Source organism: Chitinophaga sp. (genome assembly GCF_039596135.1).
In the GTDB taxonomy this organism is placed as follows: domain Bacteria; phylum Bacteroidota; class Bacteroidia; order Chitinophagales; family Chitinophagaceae; genus Chitinophaga.
Genome location: NZ_JBCNKH010000054.1, coordinates 1 through 20,462 on the forward strand (window position 1 = coordinate 1; position 20,462 = coordinate 20,462).

Below are 20,462 nucleotides of genomic sequence, written 5' to 3' on the forward strand. Positions count from 1 at the left end.
ATGCATCCGGTACTTTGGCACGCTGTGTCTTTGCCTTTGCTACTGCGCTAATAAAATCATTCGCATTGTTATTATCAAAAAATGTAGCATTGGGATAATCTTGTAGTACCCGCACCACTTCTCCTAACTTACTGGCCACTACCGTTATCCCTGTAGAGGCATACATGAATGCCTTGTTAGGACAGCGGTACCTGTTCACCGGTAGATCCGGCAGATAAAACACACAGGCATCCATTTCCCCAAAAAGCTGATTCAGTTTTTCATCGGGTACAAACCCCGCAAACTGCACCCTCTCTTCCAATCCCTGCTTTTTCACCTCCTGCTGGAATTCGCCCAGCATTTCTCCTTTCCCCGCTATTATTAGTTGTACATCATTCATGCCGGGCAATGTGGCCAGCAAAAAATCTACCTGCTCACGATATGGCCGGATCAGGTTTCCCAAATAGCCAATTGTAAACCTGTTGGCCGTAGTTGTATTCCTCTCTATATACCTGCGCGCATCTATTGCAAAAGGCAGGTATCCCGCCTGTATTCCATATAGATCCTTGTATAATGTTGCCAGCTCACTACTTGCGCAAATAATTTTATCCGCATGCTTCGCCGCCAGCTTTTCGTAATACAGTATTTTCTTTTCCTGTGCTGGTGGTACCAGCAGGCTTTGCCTGTCTTCAAAATCCACTACCAGTTTAAATTTTTTACCCAGCAGCTTTTTTGCGATCAACGCAGGTAAAAAAATAGACGACCCGGCTCCCATACAATGTACATAATCTACCTCTGAGATTTTTGCCAGGTGCAACATCTTGCTGATCTGCTCCCGGCCACTGCCGGATTTAGTATAGATAAACCTGATTCCATTTAATACTGCTCCATAAGCCTGCACATTCTGCACATCGTCATTGATCATAATGCTCACATCATGCCCCTGTTGCACCAGTGCCGTGCCCAGTCCCAAACACCTTACAATGCCTGCATTCTGACTAATAGTTCCGGTATTTATAAAAACGAATTTCACATTTACCTGTTTTGAATAAATGTATTGTGTAAAGTATCTCCGAATTTCTTCCAGGAAAATAACCCTGCCCTTTCATGACCTTTACGGATCAATGCATCTCTCAATCCCTGCTCGCCATACAGCTGCAACATTGGTCGTAATATACCCGGTGCTTCAATACTGTCACAATACAATACAGCATCTCCCCCTACCTCTCCCAGCGAAGAATTATTAGTACAGATGACCGGCAATCCATGGCGCATCGCTTCCAGTATTGGTAGTCCAAATCCTTCATACAGGCTGGGATATAACAATGCATATGCATTCATATAGTAAAAAGACAGTTCCTGATCTGATGCATATCCAATCCATTTAATGCGATCTTTCAAATGAGGTTTTTCATCTATCGCTTTGAAGATCTCTTCATACAACCACCCCTTCTTACCAATCAGGTATAAGTGATATTCTTCACTTACCTGTTCTGAAAAACTATAAAAAGCACGTACCAGGTTAGTGACATTCTTGCGTGGTTCCAGCGTACCTACAAACAGGAAATAAGGAGTGGTTGGTACAGCCCTTCCATCCTTCACAGGATCCACAGCCATTGAGCTATCCAGGTATACGACATCTACAGTAGACGCAGGTACGCCTGTATACTCAAGAAAATCCCGGCGGGTAGACTCCGAAATGGCAAAGTTCTTATCCTTCTGACCGTTTATTTTTTTCAGGAAACTGACACGCTTGTTGTAATTCGTATTCAAAACCACTTCAGGCATCTTTACAAACGCCAGGTCATAAATGAAGAAGTAAAATTTTGCAAATCTGAATAATGGATAGAGCATATTCATTTCCACATACACATCCGCGCCTTTTACGATGCTCAGGAAAGGTACTGCAAACTTGAGCCAGCATACAAACCAGGCTTTATTAACGATTTTCAATATCCCCTTCTTATTGCTGATAGCTGGTGGAGTCAGCCCTATTAACTGCACATCATTGTATCGCGCCAACTCAAGTTCAAAGTTCTTGCATACATTTCCAATGCCAGTGGCTGGTTCCCGCAAATGATAACGTATATATGCTATTTTCAATGGCTTCATATCCGTGCTAATGTAATAGTCGTTTTCTTATGATAAATATCTGCCACTACCTTAATAAGCAAATACACCGGCACAAAAAGCAGCAAAGCAATGATGCTATGCTGTACGATACCCGGGTCTGCAAACAGTTGCGGCACTATAGTATTAAAAATGAAAAAGCGCAGGTAACCTGTTTTCATACTTCGCACTGTACGCAGTAACAGGCCCAGTACAAAACAATACACAATACCTCCCCAGCCAAACAGGAAATACCCATCCACAAATAAATATGGATTGGCCCCAAAACCAGGCGCATTCAATCCTGTCAGGTACTCCGTCATATAGGCCATATAACCGAGCGGCTCCCAGGCTTTTATCTTGAACGTAGACAATATCACATCCAGGTAATTCTGGATGCGCGTCACAAAATCAAAGTTGGCAAATGCCCGGTAGCCATCCATTGAGAAAAACTGGTAAGTACCTGAACCGGTAGCAATAAAACGCTCAGCCAGTAACTCCGAGATAGATACGCCATACTTGGAAGTTACATTCAGCAATACGATCAGGGCAGCACCGCCTCCGATACCTGCAAACACAAACATCTTTCCAAAATTGATCAGCTTCATGCCCAGGTAACGGCTATAGTAATATGCCACTATGCTAAAGTCGAACAACATGAACAGTAACCCTGACTTACTGAATGAAAAGACCATGGATGAAAAAACAAAGTAAGCCAGGGTAAACAATACCAGCTTCTTCATTCTGAACATATAGAAGGCGTGTGCACACAGCGGCACAATAATGAACTTACTGATCCATGCTACCTTTTGGAAAATACCCGCACCACCCTGGCTAAGGGTTACCTTGGCCAGGTCTGGATTCACATCCCCGGTCAGGATACCTAATCCTACACTATATAAGAGGAAGAGATTATTGATGGTAATAAACAGGATATTCGTAACAATCAAAGCAGTGGTCATAAACCGATCCGGCCCCGTAAATACCACTTCGTCCTGTAGCGGGGGAACGGCAGGTTCTTTGACCCGGATATAACTGAAAAATCCGAGCACAAACGCCACCATACATAGTAGTATATATACCATGAACCGGCCCTGCATATCACCAGTCAGATAAGTATAAGCAGCAATGCTCACATTAAAAGCAAGACTAAATAACAACAGGATTAACGGGTCAAATAAATTCCAATATTGTTTCCTGAATATAAACAGCAATGGCAGGAAGGCCCCGATGAAAACCAGCAGGTACAACCCAACATTCAGTTCAAGTAATTTAGGAACCATACACTACCCTTTATTTATTTTTTCATCAGCTTTTATTTCTTCCGAAATCAGTATGTCCAGTACATCATAAAAGTTATAATCGTAATTCCATTCCAGCTCTGACACAGCACTGCTGTTGTCACCATAAATATCCAATATATCAGTAGGGCGATATAGCTCCTGACTGACAACCAGTTTCTCTGCCGGTATATTTAATTGCTTAAATACATATTCAATCAGGTCCCTGAGCAGGTAGCTTTTACCAGAGCAGATCATGAAATCCTTAGGGGTTTCCTGTTGCAGCATCAGCCACATGGCTTCCACATATTTTGGTGAGTATCCAAAATCACGTTTCACGTCTATATTTCCCACCTTCAGTAGCCAGTCTGGATTATGCCTGTTCCTTACAGCTTCGCCTACTACTTTCTTTACAAAGAAGCCCTCTGACCGCAGGAATGATTCATGATTGAACAATACGCCGTTGCAGGCATACAGCCCATATGATTCCCTGTAATTGACTACAGTCCAGTAAGCACTTGCTTTAGAAATAGCGTAAGGACTGAGCGGGTGCATAGGCGTCACAGTCGTTACCGGCAAACTCTCTACTTTCCCATACATTTCACTGCTGGACGCCTGATAAAAACGGGTATCATTTTTTATAAGACGGAGTGCTTCCAGCAGGTTCAGCACTGAAATAATATTGTACTGTATGGTCCCGATCGGCTGATTGAATGACAAGCCTACAGAGCTTTGTGCTGCAAGGTTGTACACCTCATCGGGCCTGATGGAATTGATGATATTGATCACACTGGACATATCCATCATGTCACACTCCATTATCTTCACCTTGTCGCCAATGCCCAGGTAAGCCAGTTTTTCCAGATTTGAAATATGGTTATTCCTGGTGATGCCTATTACCTTATAATTTTTCTTTAATAGTAGTTCAGCCAGATATGCTCCATCCTGTCCTGTTATACCTGTTATGATAGCTGTTTTCATGCTAATGATTTATAAAACGCCAGCGTATTTTGATATGTGTTATCCCATGAAAATTGCTCCAGTCTCTTCAGTCCCTTGCGGATCAATTCTGCCCGTTTGTTGGTATCATGTAAGATACTATTTACTGCGGTGCTGATTTCATTTGCATCCAGCGGGTCAAAATAGAGTGCAGCATCTCCGCCTACTTCCGGTAGCGAACCGCCCGAACTCAGCAGGCATGGGCAGCCACAGGCAAAGGCCTCCAATACCGGAATACCAAATCCTTCATAAAGGCTGGGGAATACAAAAGCTTCCGCATATTTATACAGGTTTGCCAGTGTACTATCGTCGATACGGTGAAAGATTACGCGGTCTGTGATCTGCAGCCGATGAAACTGTTCTTTTTCTGCTGCATTGAAATTTCCGCCACCTGCACATACGATCTTCAGATCCTTGTTTGTATCTAATATCGGCTTTACTGATTCCACAAAAAGAGAGAAATTCTTATAGATGGACCTGTTACCTACAAACAAAAGATATGGCGCTGTGACCAGCCGATGGCTGGAAACACTATTGCTATTAAATGAACTACCCAGGTAGATCACATCAATTTTATTGCCATCTACACCAAAAATGTCAATGATATCCCGCTTTGTACATTCTGAAATAGCAATCACTTTTGAAGCATGTTGCAGCAGTTCTTTTTTATTTTCGTAGATTCCTTTATCACCCCGCAGTTCCTCGTATTTATCCGAAAACTTTTCATGAATCATGTCCAGGAATGTTACAGTAAAAGGTTTGCCGGCTGGCAGGTGCTTCAGGAAGTAAGTATCGTAATAGGTAGGGTGCAGTACATCATAGTTACCTTTGCTGATCATCCGTTCACTCTTTCTTCTGTTCAATGATTGCATGATACGCGCTTTCCCTTTGAACTGCCTGCCAGGGAAAAACCCATACAGACCGGGATAAGTGGAGCCATTCAGGTAAGCATTATTCGAAAGTCTAAGTGATACATCCACATGCATATCCTGATCTTTTGCACCTTTTGCAATCAGCTCGTAGAAATACCTCGAGATCCCTCCGTATTCCTGCATGGTGAATGTCTGATAATCATAAAGTACTTTCATCCTGGTTCCGTTTTTAAAATCGTTATTTCAGTTTCTTTTTTAATCCTGAATAAATCTTATATGCAAATTCTTTTATCTCGTTTCGTTTCGGGAACATGCCATGCATTACGTATGCATCTGCTATGTTGTCTACCATACTGCTGGTTGGGACTTTGATATTGCCTATTTCTGCTGTGGGGCAATTGGCAAAAATGCTGTCCTTATCAAATGTATGTGTAGCCTGCTCATCAAAACCGATATTACTGATCATGTTCACATTTGGCGTGATGCTTACACCATTTGCATTCCACACAGCAAATACCCACTGATAGTCCCAGGTATTGACCCTGTTTTCTTTTACGCTTACAAATGCATCCTGCCAGCGATCTCTGTATTCCTTTTGTGGCACAATACCTTCCAGTAATTTTCTCTCCAATACCTGGTCCAGGGCAGACATGGTAATATCATAATGTTTCCATGCCCGGCGCCAGGAAGCCCATCCCCATACATGGCAAACTTTGGAGAAGTAATAAGATCCATCTCCCCTTTGTTGACCATCCTGGAAGTTGGTTCCCCCTATATGCATCATTCTTTCATCATCCCGGTATTTTTCCAGGTTATGGTCACAATACCTGAAAAAGCTTTCATTGGGCAGACAATCATCTTCCAATACGATTCCTTCTTCTTCCTGCTCAAAGAACCATGTGATAGCGGAACTTACCGCCTGCTTACAGCCCAGGTTTTGCTCCCTGAATAAGGTAAACACTTCACATGGCCAGTTTACATGTTGCGTGATCCAGTTCCTGACTGCCGCCACTTTTTCGTCTTCATTCCGATTGGATCTGGGCCCATCACAGGCCACATATAGACGTGCCGGCTGTGCTGCAGCAATGGCTTCCAACACCCGGCTGGTGGTATCGAGCCGGTTAAAAACTAAAAATAATATGGGTGATTTAACTTTATACATAGTCAATGGTTAGGTCGGTATATAATCTTCTTAAGTGGCTTCCATCCTGCCCGGAGGCATTTCATCGTCCAGTTATATACTGCCCTGTATATGAAAATATTAAATGCATATATCCTGTAATTCACATCTGACAGCGGGCTGGTATTCATTCTAAGCGGCTCAAAATTGCTGGCATAAATATCTTTGGATACCTTATCCGGGTTGATACTTGTTTCCGGACCAAACCAGTGCTCAGGGCAAATAACCCGCTTTGGTGCCGATTTATTCAGCCAGGCTCCCCACCAGCTAAAACTACTGTTTGACAGTATATGATGCTGGCAACGGCTCATGAGGAATAAGTCTGTTATATCGCGTTCACCCTCCACAAAGTAAAATTGGTCTCCCTTAAAATTCGCTTTACACCATTCAATATCATCAGAGAATACCAGGAACTTTGTCTGTTTATCAAACAAAGACATGGCCTTTTGATAATATTTCATGGATTGCGGCGGGAATGAATAACGCAATTTCAGGTAGTCGCCCCTTCTCACATGTATGCTGCAGGTGTTGCCTGCAAGCGCTGTACCATACCGCTCCCGCATATAAACGTCCAACTCTGCAGAAGGCTCAAAGAAATGGCGCACTTCTGCCTCCACATTCAAAAAGAACTTTTCACTCTGGAAGAAACCAAACAAGTCCCAATTGCCCTCAGGCAGCTGTACCTGGTAATAATGGGTGCCCTGCTGGTAATAAGGCTGTGCAACGGCCAGTGTACCAAAGGGCAACTGATGTTGGAAACAACTGGCATATTTCCATTCAGGAAATATAAAATCCTGCCCATTTTGTTTCGCAATACCTATTGTAGCTGCTATCTGGAATAACTGATTTCCCAGACGCCCCCATGTAGGATCTCCCAGGTGACTAAACGTTATCAAATCTTTTCAAGTTTAAATATTCCGCATCCCCACTGGCACCCAAAATTTCCTGCTACCTCCTGCTCATTTGCCATTGACACATTTTTGTGCAGGTCACCCTTATCGTCTACATAACAAAAGGTATCTACCTTATAGTTATTGGCGGCGAACATCTTCAACAGGTAACTGATGCTGAATACCCGATGCGCATTAAATTCAATGCGCTGCGGACCTATGGGTACAGAAAAATACATCTTACCACCCACTTTCAGCATCTTCGACATACTGGCAAACCCTTTCAGATGACCATCTATGTCAAGTGGATCGCCATATCTACCCAATCCGAAATGCTCCAGCGCATGCAGACAGGACATAGAATCACAGTAGTTTTCCAGGTGCGGATTCTCCATCATCATGTCTGCCTGCACAAACTGCATGTTATCTATCTCACTGTTTATAGGCCGCACATCAATCACCTCTATAAAACGGTATGCAGCCACATGAGCTACAAAGCCATCCACCCTCGATCCTATATCCACATGCTTCACAGGGTTCTCTTTAAAGATCTGTTGAGATACCCAAAGATCCTGGTGAAAATAATGCCCTTTAGTAGTGCCCCCTTCTGCCGTTCTGTCGAGCAGACAGGGATACACAGCAAAGTGAGGAAAATCCCCCGAAGCCTTCATTCCCTTCCTGATCCTGTTCGCATCCCTGAAAAACCGGGGCTGTTCACTAATAACAATCCCTACCTGCTTCAATGTATTCAATACACTCCTCAGATAAAAGTATGCGGTACCCAGATATAATTTCATATAAAAATCATTTATACACTTCTACCTATACTACCAGCCGCTTGCGGACATTCCACTTCAGTAAAATGTAATAAACCCCGAACTGCAGCATATTAATTCCCAATAAGGAAAATGCCGCTCCATACATGCCATAGGTACGTATGAAGAGGAGATTACATACTAAAGAGATACATCCAAAGCAAACTGAAATCAGCGAAGTAAAATATGTTTGTTCAAAATACACGACGTAATTGATGAGCAGATGGGTGAGTGCAGAGACCGCCTGTGATAACAACATAATAGGCAACAAACGCAATACAGCACTATACTTCTGGTTGTCAATCAGGTTAATCCACAATACCACTTTCACAAATACCAGTATGCCTATGCAAAGTAGCAGTAACAGGATGCTCACCTGTTTGATCATCTTTTTGGTTTTCCTTAGGTTTTCAGATAGATTCTTTTCTTTCAGAAAGATAGGTAACCAAACATTTTGTAGGGTACTAAAGAAAAAAGGGATCACACTTGCACCCGAAAAAGCCAGATAGTAAATCGACAATTCTTTAAATCCGACGAACTTTTCCAGGAAAAACTTATCTCCAAAATTGATTACAATATCACATAATGCAGATGCCATAATAGGCAATCCCAGTTTCAGGGACTTGAAAGCCAATTGCCGGTCAAAGCTGCGGGACATTGCTTTAATGTAGAAATAAAAAAACACACCGGTGATACCTAATTCTATCAGGTAGTTATACTTTAACCGTATCCCCACCGCATCCCCTTTAAAAAAGAAAAGGATCAGTAACACAACACCATTTACCAGTATCAGCCTGAAAAAATTAAAGCGTTGAATATACCGGATCCGCTCACTTGTAAGAAAGTAATTGGATAGCATAAAAGAATACACCGAAGTGACCACTGCTACCAGTATAGGGAAACGATATAAAGGATAGTTAATAGGATTTTTGAAAAGAAAATTCAGCAGCACATAATCCAGCTTAAACCCATACATGACGAGCAATAACGGGAAAAGCGCAAGAAAAAGGGTGACATGTATGGTAAATAACAACTTGCCTTTCTCCTTCTGCTCCAGGTCCTGGTACAACTTGCTTTGAGCAATGTATAATCCAAAATTGAGAAAAACCGAAAAGGTAGAGATAATAGATATCAGGTAACTATACAATCCATACTCCTGCTGAGTCATCAATTTCAGATATACAGGAAGTAATATAAAGCCTGAAGCCTTGACTAATACGTCAACACTAAAAACCTTTGCGAATCGGTTTAAGATTAGGTTATTCTTATATTGATGGAGTATGGAAAGCTTCATTCAGTCATTAGTTATTAGGAATAGCAAGGTAATTATGCCATTATCTCCCTGTAGATTCTAACCAGCATTAAGTAAAAAATTGAAAGAAAGCCCCCTAAAAAAGCTCCAATCACAATCCCTTTCAATTTGCCCAGACGTTCTTTCTTTAATGGCAGCATAGGTACATCCACAATCTGAATGATAGGGGTCTCCTGAGCCATCGACATTTTGCTCATTTCAAGATTCTTTACTACTTCGGCATATACAGTTTGCAACATTACTTTATCCCTTGTAACCAACTCTGAACCTACGGTGGCAACCTGCCTTACCGGGTTCTGATTCAGGTCCCGGGTTACTGCTGCAGAATAGGTCATTTTATTCAGTAATCGTTCCAAAGAATCCGCTTTCGACTGCAACACATTTACACTTGCCCTGGAACGCTGTGTTTTTGTTTCCACATAAAACTCAGTGGCTTCCTTTACCAACTTTTCTGTAAATAATTTGGAGAACCATTCATTTTCAGACGTGCATCTTACAGAGATAAAGCTGAGTTTTTTATCCGGTTTATCCACTTTCAGGTTGATCTTGGTCAGCATCATATAGATGCCATTCATGATACTGTCCTGCTGTAAGGTCCAGCTTTTACGATCTGTGTGAGAAGAAAAACTCAAATGCTGCAACTTTTCATCCTTCCATTCCCTCCTCATACGATAGGTCTCAATATACAAGTCTGCCAGACTGGTAGTTTTACCATTCACAGTAACATCAGCTAATAATGCCTTTTCAACCATGAGCCGGGAGGTCAGGAATGCCATAATATTATCACCGGAGAATACACCTACACTAGATCCGGCCCCACCAAGGTCTACCCCCATCTGGCTGGCAATGCTGGCATAAGATCCCAATGCACTTCCAGACTTACTATCTTCCATTACAAAGGTGAGTTCACCTACATACCTTGGTTTGCTTTTCAGAGAAAGGAATATACCTATAACAGCACCTAACAGTGCCAATCCTGCTATGACAATCCATTTACTTCTCAAATACCGGAACCATTCCTTTAATTTCAGGATCAACTGCTTCAAAGTCATTTCCTGCTTATCTCCAGTATCAGTTACCTGTTTCGTATATTCCATAGTGTCTTTCTTTAACGAAATTTTGGCAGATTAGTTACAGGTATTACTACTTTGTTGCATTAATAATTGTTACAATCACAAGGGCCAGAGAGGCTAGTGCACTAGCCAGACCTACAGCCTCACCACTACTCAGCCCCCTGTTACTCTTTTTAGCCGGTATATATATTTCAGCACCAGGCTCCATTCTAGGATATCTGTTAAAGAAAATAGCTTTTCGGGTGCTCTTTACTGAACCATTGGAATAGATGACATAACTTCTCCTTTTCAGTGCATTGTTGGTAAAGCCTCCTGCACCACGTACATAATCCCTGAAGGTATAATTCTTGTCAAATCTTACCTTTTTAGGAAAATATACTTCACCGTATAATTGTACTGTCTGGGTCTTTTTAGGAACTATGATGATATCCCCGTTTTCCAGGTACATGTCGTATTTAGAACCCGGATTGGCAAGGATCTTATCCATTTCAAGTCCTACCAGCTGCTCCTTTCTTTCAACAGTTTTGCGTACTTTATCAATATCGGAACTGTCTTTCAGCTTATTGTAGAATACTTCCAGCTTATCCAGCAGCAATGTACTGTCTCCCTTGCTATTAAAAGTTCTGCGCAACAGGAAAGATCCTTCTGTGAAGGACTCAGGGCGAAGACCACCAGCACGCTGAATCAGGCTGGAGATACGTTCTTTCTGAGCGGAGATGGTGTAAAAACCAGGATATACCACCTCTCCCTCCAGCAGAACATTGGCCTGTTCATTATAAGAAGGCGATTTATGAATGATGACTTCATCAAAAGGTTGGAGACCAAAACCTGGTGCTTCGGGCACTTCTGAAAGATCCTTATTAATATCAAACTGTTGAGTAATGGCCTTCCGCTGGTCGGAAGAATCATAATCGCCATTGGTGCGAATACGGCGGGAAATCTCAATATGCTTCAGGCTCGCCGCATCTTTCAGCCCTCCTGCCAGCAGGATCAGGTCCTCCAGGCGCATACTGTCTCCATAGTTATAATAACCAGGCTTGTTCACCTCTCCTTCAATCTTCACTTTATATTCTTCCCTGACCTTCATCTTTGAGAAAATGATCACACTATCCTCTCTCTTCAGGAGCAACGGCTGTTTTCCAGCCATTACATCATTTATATTGAAACTGATGAAAGCAGGTGTATAGTCATCCTGCAACCTGCGTATCACACCTCTTGACAATACTGCATCTTCCAGTACCCCATCTGCTTTCTGGATCAGGTCCTGTACGGTCATACCAGAATCCAGTGCATAATCGCCAGGATGGAAAACCGCACCAGAAATGGTGATCCTGTTTATAAACCTGGCAAGTACGGAGTCAATGTAGAATTTATCGCCGGTATGTAAGTGAAAGCTACCTACTTTATCTGCCGGTACATTCACTACTTCTTTGGCCTTATTATTTACCCTAAATGCCCTGATAATGTCTCTGTAAGCATTGTCAGTATACCCTCCGGCAAATGTGATCATGTCCTTCAGGGTCTCTGTCTCCTTTGCCTCAAAAATAGCCGGGCGCTTAATTTCACCAGTCAGTTCTATGCGGGTTTTATATGCATTTACCTTTACGATATCCTGATCCTGCAATACGACATTGTTGGTAAGATCACCGTGGATAAGGAAGTCATACAGGTCAAAAGTGGCAACAGTCTGCCCGTTCCTGATCACCTCAATATAACGGAACGAACCATTTTCATTAGGTCCTCCTGATACATACAACGCGTTGGCCACTGTAGCCAGGGAAGGCAGGGTATATGTTCCCGGGCGCATAATCTCCCCGATCAGTAACACGCGAATACTGCGGATATTACCCAATGACACCTGCACAGAAGTATTACCATCTTTGATACCACTGTAAATAGTTGATAATTGCTTCGTGATCCGGACCCTCGCTTCTTCCATCGTAAGTCCGTTTACATATACAGGCCCTAAGTATGGAATCCGGACATACCCCTCAGGACTTACTTTGAGCTTGTGCTGTACCTCAGAATATCCATAAACGTCTATGATCAGCTCATCATTGGCAGCCAGTTTGTAATTGGGAGGGGTCGCCATGCGAAGATTGGGCTCAAAGGTCAGGTTCTTATTACTAAACAATTCAGTACCAAATACTTTTTGCCTTCTGAGCTCCTTTTCAAAGTCCTGCCTGTCCTTAATTTTCTTATACCGCTCCTGGAAGTAGCTAACACTGTCATCTTCCTGTTGTTCATCGGTATTATATTGTCTGCCGGTAGTATCCCGTGAGTTGTAACCCTTCCCGTTTGATGTTAACTCCGTATCCAGGTTCAGCTGCTTAATACGTGCTTTCAGTTTCTGTATTTCCGCATCAGGCATTCCTTTCTGGGCTGCATAATCATCTATTTGTGAATAGGAAACATTGTTTTTCTTCATTTCGGCTACCAGCTGACGGATCTGGTCATCTGAGAGATTATCAACTTTTACCTGACTTAATTGACTTGAAGAAGAAGACGAAGGGGAATTAGTGCTATTAGTCTGGGCAATTGCACAATGACCAATTAACATTATAAACAGCTGTAGCAAAAGTAATTTCTTCAACATGAAATATCAGATAAAATCTTCACGGATTATTAAAACAATTTCAACACACTAATTCCCAATGGATTTCACCACCTGGGAAAAAGTCAGGTGCAAAGCTATTAAAAATAACATATAAATATTACCCTAATGGAAACCAGCGAACTAATTCCTTTTATCCGAAGATTAACGATATAGTTCGAAAATTATAATAATATTATCATAAATCATTCAGTTTAAACCACTGGTTATAAAAAGCATTATATTTCAGCCAGCTATTTTTCACCCCCGGAACAGCTGCTGACCAGGCTCCTATATTACTATCTAAAATAGACCTAAACAATTGTTATTCATTGCATTAAAACAAAAAAGGCAGATAATCCCCACTGAAGACTACCTACCTTTTTATAATTAATTTAACAATTATGCTATGACCTGCCATATAAGACCATGAGATAGCCTTTTTCCAGCGGATCCCTGAAAAAGATCAGGGGTAACTGCAAACATGCAAAGGTCAGCAGCAATAATGGATTGGACCACTGGTATAAGATAATGGCCGATAGCGTAAGTAATCTGGCATATTCAAGGTAAAATACCCAACGCCTTTGTTCCAGAATCGCTCCTATATTAATAAGGGTCAATAGGATAAATAAAGAAATCCCGATCTGTATAATAGCAGGGATCATATTTACCAGCAACAAAAAAACAAATAAAATTACCATGAGGATGCCAACCTGTGCAACAATATAGGATTGTAACCGACGGCTGGGTATCCCCCTCCTGTCCTGAACAAGGAACTTTTCTTCCAATCGGATCCTGAGCGTAGGATCGATATAGTCCGGCTTGCCAAAAATCACCCTCAGCTTAGGCAACCATCCCTTCGTTTGCCGAACGGTGTAAATGATTTCTAATATAAAGTGAAAATGCTGCCACAAAAAGCTGTAACTATTCAGCGGCTTGGTAAGACCATAAACCGGCTCCTCATCTTCTTCCGTAAAGGTGCCAAATAGCTTGTCCCAGAATATGAATACATCCCCATAGTTCCTGTCCAGGTATTGTTCATTGGCAGCATGATGTACCCGGTGATGAGAGGGCGTAACCAATATATATTCCAGGATTCCCAGTTTGGGAATAGTACGGGTATGAATAAAGAATGGATAAATGCCATGCACCAGCTGTACACTGACAATCATAGCCGGCGGGAAGCCAATTACCGGCAATATGCTCCAGAAACACATACGTGCAACTGCCTGTAATACAGTGATCCTGGCAGAAACTGTATAATTAAAATCCTCGCTCTGATGATGCACGACATGTACCGCCCATAGTATGTTTACTTCATGTGCCAGCCGATGGTACCAATACCAGATAAAATCTGTCAGTAACAGAAGACTGAACCATAATAAGGGACCGGAAGTAATGTGGAAAATACCGAAATGCCGGTGAAGGAAATCATATACAAAGTAAAAAAGGCCAACGGTAAAGGTATCAAACATACGTTCGGCAATACCAACGTTGACATTGCTGACACTTTCAGCAAAACCAAAATAGTTCTTCCCGGTTTTCTTAGCTACCAGGTACTCAACAATCATTAATCCCAAAAACAGGGGGATAGCCCAGGCCATGTGGTTTAAATACACAACTATTATTTTCTAGCAGGAAAAAATAGCCCACTGTTTGGTGGCCAATGGAGCTTGATCAATACAATATTACAAATAAAATTCAATAGTCTACAAATCCAATAGACAAAAATAGCTTCTGCCATCCGGTAGAAGCTATTCTATATATTTAAATATTCTTAATCCCCTGATTAAAGGCAATTTCTGAAAATAAAAAGAGGGGCACTACATCAATTGCCCCTCTTTTCTTATAAAAGACAATGGTATTACATCTTGAACCCAGCCCTGAAACCAATCGTCGCCTCCTGCTTCTCAAAGCTCGGCTCATGCTGGTTCATCACTTCCGCTATCGTCATCGGCTTATCAATTAAGGTCTGGAACCCCTGCTTTCCTGACAACTGACGGGCCTTATCGACTGACAGCTTACCAAACTCATACTTAGCGATCAAACGCCCCTTCCTCAGCAAGGCACCGTCAATCTGTGAAATGTCACTATTGAAAGTACAGATCACCTGTACATTCAGACAGTCTGCCAGCAACCCGTCAGATAGGTTCAGGAGGTTAGATACGGACGAATTCCCTGTGGTCTTTCTGTCCATAATGATATTCTCCGCATCCTCAATCACCAGGATGGTATTCGGGTTATCAATCAGCAGATCAATAAACTCAGGCTGCATAATATTGCGGGCCACTGCCGGAGAGAGGAACAACACCCGCTTCTTCAGGCGGCCGATCAGGTACCGCAGGTAAGTCGTCTTACCTGTACCAGGCAATCCATGCAGTAATACAATGCCCTTATCTTCGTCGGTATTCAGGCGCTTGTAAATCAGCTGATCGATAGACAGGAAGTCATCCTCATAGTAGAGGCTCAGGTCCAGTTTGGTCCGCTTGAACTCCATGGGTTTCAGCGTCAGTGCGCCATTTTCCACAGTGATCAGGTTCAGTTCAAATTTCTTTTTCTTTTCGCGGGTACGGTATCTTCTTACGAGGGTAGTAACTTCTTTGACAAAGGGATCTGACTGGCCATTGTGCAGAATTTCGCAATATCCATCTCCAAATTCCACCATGCATTCGTTGTTGAGTACTACAATGGAGAGGTCGTGCTGGTAGGTTTTATCTTTCTTATCGATTTCTTCCCTTCTGTATACTTCCAGTATCTTATCCTTATAGGCATTCTTGAAAGCGGCAAGAGACCGCTCCCCGTTAATGCCATAAACCATACTTAAATTAGGTATTCTATTGAAATAATACAGGTAAAAAGGTCTGCTCTCCAGCAGGCCATTGCCAAAAATAGTATCCCCACTGATCACCCGCTGCTGTAAAATATTTTCCATGCGATTTTTAAAAAATGATTGCAAAGGTACATTCTTATACAAGAAAACTGGCAGGGCACGATTACCCCGCGGTGTACGTACGATGTTTCTTACAATTTCTTTTGGGCATATTAACAAATTTTTGGGGTGCTGCCCGTTTTACAAAAAATACCGGCAACAAGATTGTCGCCGGTACATTGATGGTATTAGAACAGCGGAATTAAAAACAAAGGATGAGAAATATAGTTGACCATTATAGCACTGCCATATCTGCTGCTGCTTCGTCTGGCGCATCTACGATGGCTGTCACGATACGCGTAGCCGGTTCTTTTTCTCCATTGTATTCTCTTTTTAGCCTTTCCATCTGGCGAATATGACGCTCAATGTGCTTGGTCAAAAAGTAGATGTACTGGTAAATATCCAGTTTGCCCAGGTGATTCACAGACATGTTGGTGAGTACCAACCTGCCTTCTCCATTTTTCAGCAGACTTAGATTATACATACATTGCGCAAACTGTTGTTTGAGCAAGGTTCTGATTTCATGCATATCCTGCAAACCGCTAGGCTCCAGGTGTTCGGGCCTGATCCATCCAAAAGAACGACTACCTATCACATCTATCTGTTCAAACTTTTCATGGTAATCTGCAGGCAATGTGATCGCTCCGGCCGCATGTCTGCGTTCCAGGGCACGGCGTGTACTCTTGTTAATGATCAGTAACAGGAAATAATTTGTAAGGCTGATATGTTCCAGCACTTCTCTGGCATTCCAATGCCCCGCGTCAGGTTTATAGTGCAACAGGTCAGCTTCTTTTTCAAACCATTTGTCTAACTCCCTGAAATTGGTGAGCAATGCCTCTCTTACTACTTGTATTACGTTTCTCATCTTCTAGCTGTTTGGGGTTATGCACCCTATCCCGATCCACTTTCTGTACACGGTTAGTACATAACAGTATTATAAAATATTAATGTCCATAGCTTGTTTTTGTTTCACCGAATCATTTATAAAATAAAAAACCCGGCTCCTTGCATCCGGGCCGGGTGTATATACATAAGTTTACTTATGTCAGTACATACCTGGCCCATTCGGCCCTGTAGAGGCCAATGCGATCCATCGTGCAGATACTTCCAGCTTTCCTGGATAGCATATACACATAACAGTTGTCTGTATCGATTCCTTATCTAACTCAGTCGTCTTCATTACAGTGCTTAAAAAGCAAAAGGTCCCGCATCACCTGCGGGACCTTTGTTTTATCATTTGATAAGTTATTTCTTCGTTATCAATTGGTGCAACATTCCCGCAACCCACAGCTGGCCTGCTTTTGCTTACAGGACATCGCTGAATTAATATGTTTTGGACTGCGTTTCATTTATATTTTTTATTGCTCCACAAAGATATTTTTTATTTTTTTATTTCTGCAATATTCTTTAATAAATTTTTTCTATTTTTTTATAGAGCAACATAATATAATCAGTAGCAATGATATGTGCTAAAACAAACGTAGCTGCACTTGCGGACGCTGAAACAATTCAGTATTAAATTCAAACTTCTCCTGGTTCAACCCATACTTCTTCGTATGTACTTTGAATTGTTGTCTGATCAGATCTGCCATATTTCCCTCTCCTCTCATCCTCCTTCCAAAGTTGCTGTCATTTACCTGGCCGCCATGCAGGCCTTCTATATGATGCCATACTTTGTCTGCCCTGTCCGGGAAATTCTTATACAACCAGTCATTAAATATCACCTTCACGGCATCGTTCAAACGAACCACCGTATACCCAGCAAATTTAGCGCCATTCGCTGCAGCCATTTCTAATAGCTGCGGCATTTCATGATCATTTAACCCAGGAATCATCGGTGCAGTCATCACACCTACCGGAATACCCAGTTCACTCAGCTCCTTTACTACCTTGAATCGCTGCGCTGCCGTAGTAGTACGGGGCTCCATTTTCTGCCGCAAATCCTCATCTGCCGTTGTAATGGATACATACACACATACCAGATTGTGCTGCGCCATCTGCTGCAGTATATACTTATCTCTTAATACCAGTGAATTTTTTGTAATGATGCCAATGGGTTGCTTGTACTCCCACGCTATCTGTAGCAGGGAACGGGTCAGGAACATTTTCCTTTCCAGCGGCTGGTAACAATCTGTATTACCTGACAGGGAAATGGGTTTCGGTACCCAGTTTTTATTATCGAGGAACTTTCGCAGCAATTCAGGTGCATTCTTCTTGACTACAATCTTTCGTTCGAAGTCAAGGCCGGCACTCATGCCCCAGAATTGATGCGCATTGCGGGCATAACAGTAAATACAACCATGCTCGCAGCCCTGGTAGGGATTCATGCTGTACCACATGCCTACATCAGGACTATCTACTTTATTCACCAGTGTTTTAGCGTGTTCTTCCAGTATCTGGGTAGGTACGTCTGCCTGCCACCATTCATCAATGCCCTCGGCATGCTCCTGTGCGTATTCGTTCTTTAGATATCTGTTCTTAGGATTTAATTGGGCACCACGTCCTTTATAATAGAGATTCTCCGGTACGCTCTCCTGAAAAGGCAAGGTCATAGCTAATATTTTTAGCTAAAATACTAATTATATTAGCATATGCAAATTAAATTATCTCCATCTTTTTCATCAGGAACGTTGCATTTTTATTCCGGGCCACCCCTTCCCTAATCCGGTAATCAAAGTACAACTGCTCATCCTTTATTGTACTCTCAAAACAATAATTCCTGATCCTGCCCGGATACTCTTCTTCCATATGCCCCAATTCCAGGTCATGCGTGGCAATCATCCCCAGGCAATTATATTGCAGGAAATGCGCTATCAGACTCCTGGAGCCGGACAGCTTATCTTCTGAGTTCGTTCCTTTCAGGATCTCGTCCAGCAGGATAAATACCTTCTCCCCTGACTTCAATACCTTCACTATCTCCTGTAGCCGCAACAGCTCTGCCTGGAAATAAGACGTATGCTTCGCGATGGAATCCTTGATCCGCATACTCGTCATAATCGTCATCGGACTACAGGTAAACTCCTCTGCACACACCGGCAACCCACACATAGCCAACAGCAGGTTGCTGCCCACACTCCGCAGGAACGTACTCTTGCCACTCATATTCGAACCCGTAATAATCAAAAACTGCTGCGGGGTACCGATCATGATATCATTCTTTACACACTCCGCCGCCGGAATCAATGGATGACCAATCCCCTTGCCGGTCAGCAGCGACTGCGTATCATCTATGACAGGATATATAAACTCAGGATGATTGTACGCAAACGTGGCCATACTGTTGTAGATCTCGAAACCATAAATTACGTCCATCCAGCCAGCTACCTTATCCCTGTACTCCAGCTTCCATTTCTCTAATATCACGGCACAGTGAAGGTCATACAATCCCAATACGTTCAGCAACAAGCCTACCAGCATATTCAGGCGCTGGTCCCATATATTCACAATCCTCGCCAGCCGCTTTAGTGCCGCATCTGCCTCCTGCGTTTTTTCCTGGTCCCTGTTCAGCAATGCTGCCTTTCCAAAATTCTCTGTATTGATCATCTGTACCAGCAGCGAGAACTTTGCAAACACACGCTCCTTGCTCGAAATCAGGGTATGCTGACGGTTTATCTCCACCACAAATTGTCTTAATATCAATCCATTGATCGCCAATACAGCCAGCAATGGATAAATATTGTAAGTAATGCCATAATATACGATGGCCACCAGGCTAATGACGGGGCATACCCATCTCGCAACCTGTACAAACTGGTTATTTATAAACTTAATCGGCATATCCAGCCACAGTCTCAGTTCCTGCTGGTCATCGCTCTTCTCTCCCGCCAGCTGGCCCTGCGCTGTGAGCTGCTGCCTGAATTGCAATCTTGGCACCAGCTCCTTTACTACCTCTTGTCTTTCCTTCGTGTTCTCTATGCCCAGTGCAGGCTGTTTTAAAAATTGCGCCAGCACAGTTGCCCCGGTCAGCGTCCCCGTACGGTTCATATGACTATATAATGAAGAATGCCCAAACACATCGAGATCTCCTGCATAAGGATGCGTTTCATCCACAAAAAAGGCCCCGTCATAAAAGGTGGAATTCCCTGTAGTTGCTAAATGGTATTCCTTCTCATTCAGGTTCAGCAGGGTCTTTGCCAGTACCTGCCTTTCCTGTATCCGGGTATAGAATACCAGCGCACCGGCAAACACACCCAGCATCAATATGATAGGCAATAACCAGATCACTGCAAAAGCATCCCGGAAATACAGGTACCCAAAAAACAACATGATCAGAAAACTGAATAAACGTAAATATCCCAGAAGACTCAACTGACGCCTGAACCTGGCCAGTTCTGCCTTGTACTGATTCATCTGTTCTTCATAAATAGCAATAGGGGCCATGTTTTATTATTTAACGGCTGTAATAAAAGCAAAAAATCGCTTCCACCAATG

The 20,462-nt window shown here is 42.6% G+C and carries 16 protein-coding genes; all 16 read right to left on the bottom strand.

All coding sequences use genetic code 11. The features are described from left to right. Positions 1-1,012 (bottom strand): glycosyltransferase family 4 protein (locus ABDW16_RS23845; RefSeq protein ID WP_343673250.1); only part of this gene is annotated, 1,012 nt, incomplete at its 3' end. Between the two features lie 2 nt (positions 1,013-1,014). Beyond that, positions 1,015-2,091 (bottom strand): glycosyltransferase family 1 protein, encoded by a 1,077-nt coding sequence (locus tag ABDW16_RS23850; RefSeq protein WP_343673251.1) that lies wholly within the window; start codon positions 2,089-2,091, stop codon positions 1,015-1,017. Next, positions 2,088-3,371, bottom strand: a complete 1,284-nt coding sequence (locus tag ABDW16_RS23855; RefSeq protein ID WP_343673252.1) for a hypothetical protein — start codon at positions 3,369-3,371, stop codon at positions 2,088-2,090. Before ABDW16_RS23855 ends, ABDW16_RS23850 begins: the two co-directional genes overlap by 4 nt. 3 nt (positions 3,372-3,374) lie before the next feature. Then, positions 3,375-4,349, bottom strand: a complete 975-nt coding sequence (locus ABDW16_RS23860) for a GDP-mannose 4,6-dehydratase (RefSeq protein ID WP_343673253.1) — start codon at positions 4,347-4,349, stop codon at positions 3,375-3,377. Continuing rightward, positions 4,346-5,455: a glycosyltransferase family 1 protein gene (locus ABDW16_RS23865; protein WP_343673255.1), complete on the bottom strand. Its 1,110-nt coding sequence runs from the start codon at positions 5,453-5,455 to the stop codon at positions 4,346-4,348. Before ABDW16_RS23865 ends, ABDW16_RS23860 begins: the two co-directional genes overlap by 4 nt. 22 nt (positions 5,456-5,477) lie before the next feature. Continuing rightward, positions 5,478-6,401 (bottom strand): hypothetical protein, encoded by a 924-nt coding sequence (locus ABDW16_RS23870; RefSeq protein WP_343673256.1) that lies wholly within the window; start codon positions 6,399-6,401, stop codon positions 5,478-5,480. 2 nt (positions 6,402-6,403) lie between these two features. Next, the gene (locus ABDW16_RS23875; RefSeq protein WP_343673257.1) at positions 6,404-7,315 is read right to left on the bottom strand and encodes an alpha-1,2-fucosyltransferase; all 912 of its coding nucleotides are present in this window, start codon (positions 7,313-7,315) and stop codon (positions 6,404-6,406) included. Continuing rightward, complete coding sequence (locus ABDW16_RS23880) at positions 7,312-8,106, bottom strand: DUF268 domain-containing protein (protein WP_343673259.1); 795 nt, start codon at positions 8,104-8,106, stop codon at positions 7,312-7,314. Before ABDW16_RS23880 ends, ABDW16_RS23875 begins: the two co-directional genes overlap by 4 nt. Before the next feature lie 25 nt (positions 8,107-8,131). Continuing rightward, positions 8,132-9,418, bottom strand: a complete 1,287-nt coding sequence (locus ABDW16_RS23885) for an oligosaccharide flippase family protein (protein ID WP_343673260.1) — start codon at positions 9,416-9,418, stop codon at positions 8,132-8,134. Positions 9,419-9,450: 32 nt separating this feature from the next. Then, positions 9,451-10,533: a hypothetical protein gene (locus tag ABDW16_RS23890; RefSeq protein WP_343673262.1), complete on the bottom strand. Its 1,083-nt coding sequence runs from the start codon at positions 10,531-10,533 to the stop codon at positions 9,451-9,453. A gap of 46 nt (positions 10,534-10,579) precedes the next feature. Further along, entirely contained in the window at positions 10,580-13,105 is a 2,526-nt protein-coding gene (locus ABDW16_RS23895; protein ID WP_343673264.1) for an SLBB domain-containing protein, read from the bottom strand. Positions 13,106-13,509: 404 nt separating this feature from the next. Next, positions 13,510-14,706, bottom strand: coding sequence for a sterol desaturase family protein (locus ABDW16_RS23900; protein WP_343673266.1), 1,197 nt, complete (start codon positions 14,704-14,706; stop codon positions 13,510-13,512). A 260-nt stretch (positions 14,707-14,966) separates the two neighbouring features. After that, a complete protein-coding gene (locus ABDW16_RS23905; protein WP_343673267.1) occupies positions 14,967-16,034 on the bottom strand; it encodes an AAA family ATPase in 1,068 nt (355 codons plus the stop codon). A 232-nt stretch (positions 16,035-16,266) separates the two neighbouring features. After that, complete coding sequence (locus ABDW16_RS23910; RefSeq protein ID WP_343673269.1) at positions 16,267-16,896, bottom strand: DinB family protein; 630 nt, start codon at positions 16,894-16,896, stop codon at positions 16,267-16,269. Positions 16,897-17,500: 604 nt separating this feature from the next. Next, entirely contained in the window at positions 17,501-18,583 is a 1,083-nt protein-coding gene (locus tag ABDW16_RS23915) for a PA0069 family radical SAM protein (RefSeq protein ID WP_343673270.1), read from the bottom strand. Between the two features lie 46 nt (positions 18,584-18,629). Then, on the bottom strand, positions 18,630-20,411 hold the full coding sequence (locus ABDW16_RS23920; protein WP_343673271.1) for a hypothetical protein: 1,782 nt from the start codon (positions 20,409-20,411) through the stop codon (positions 18,630-18,632). Between the last annotated feature and the right edge of the window lie 51 nt (positions 20,412-20,462).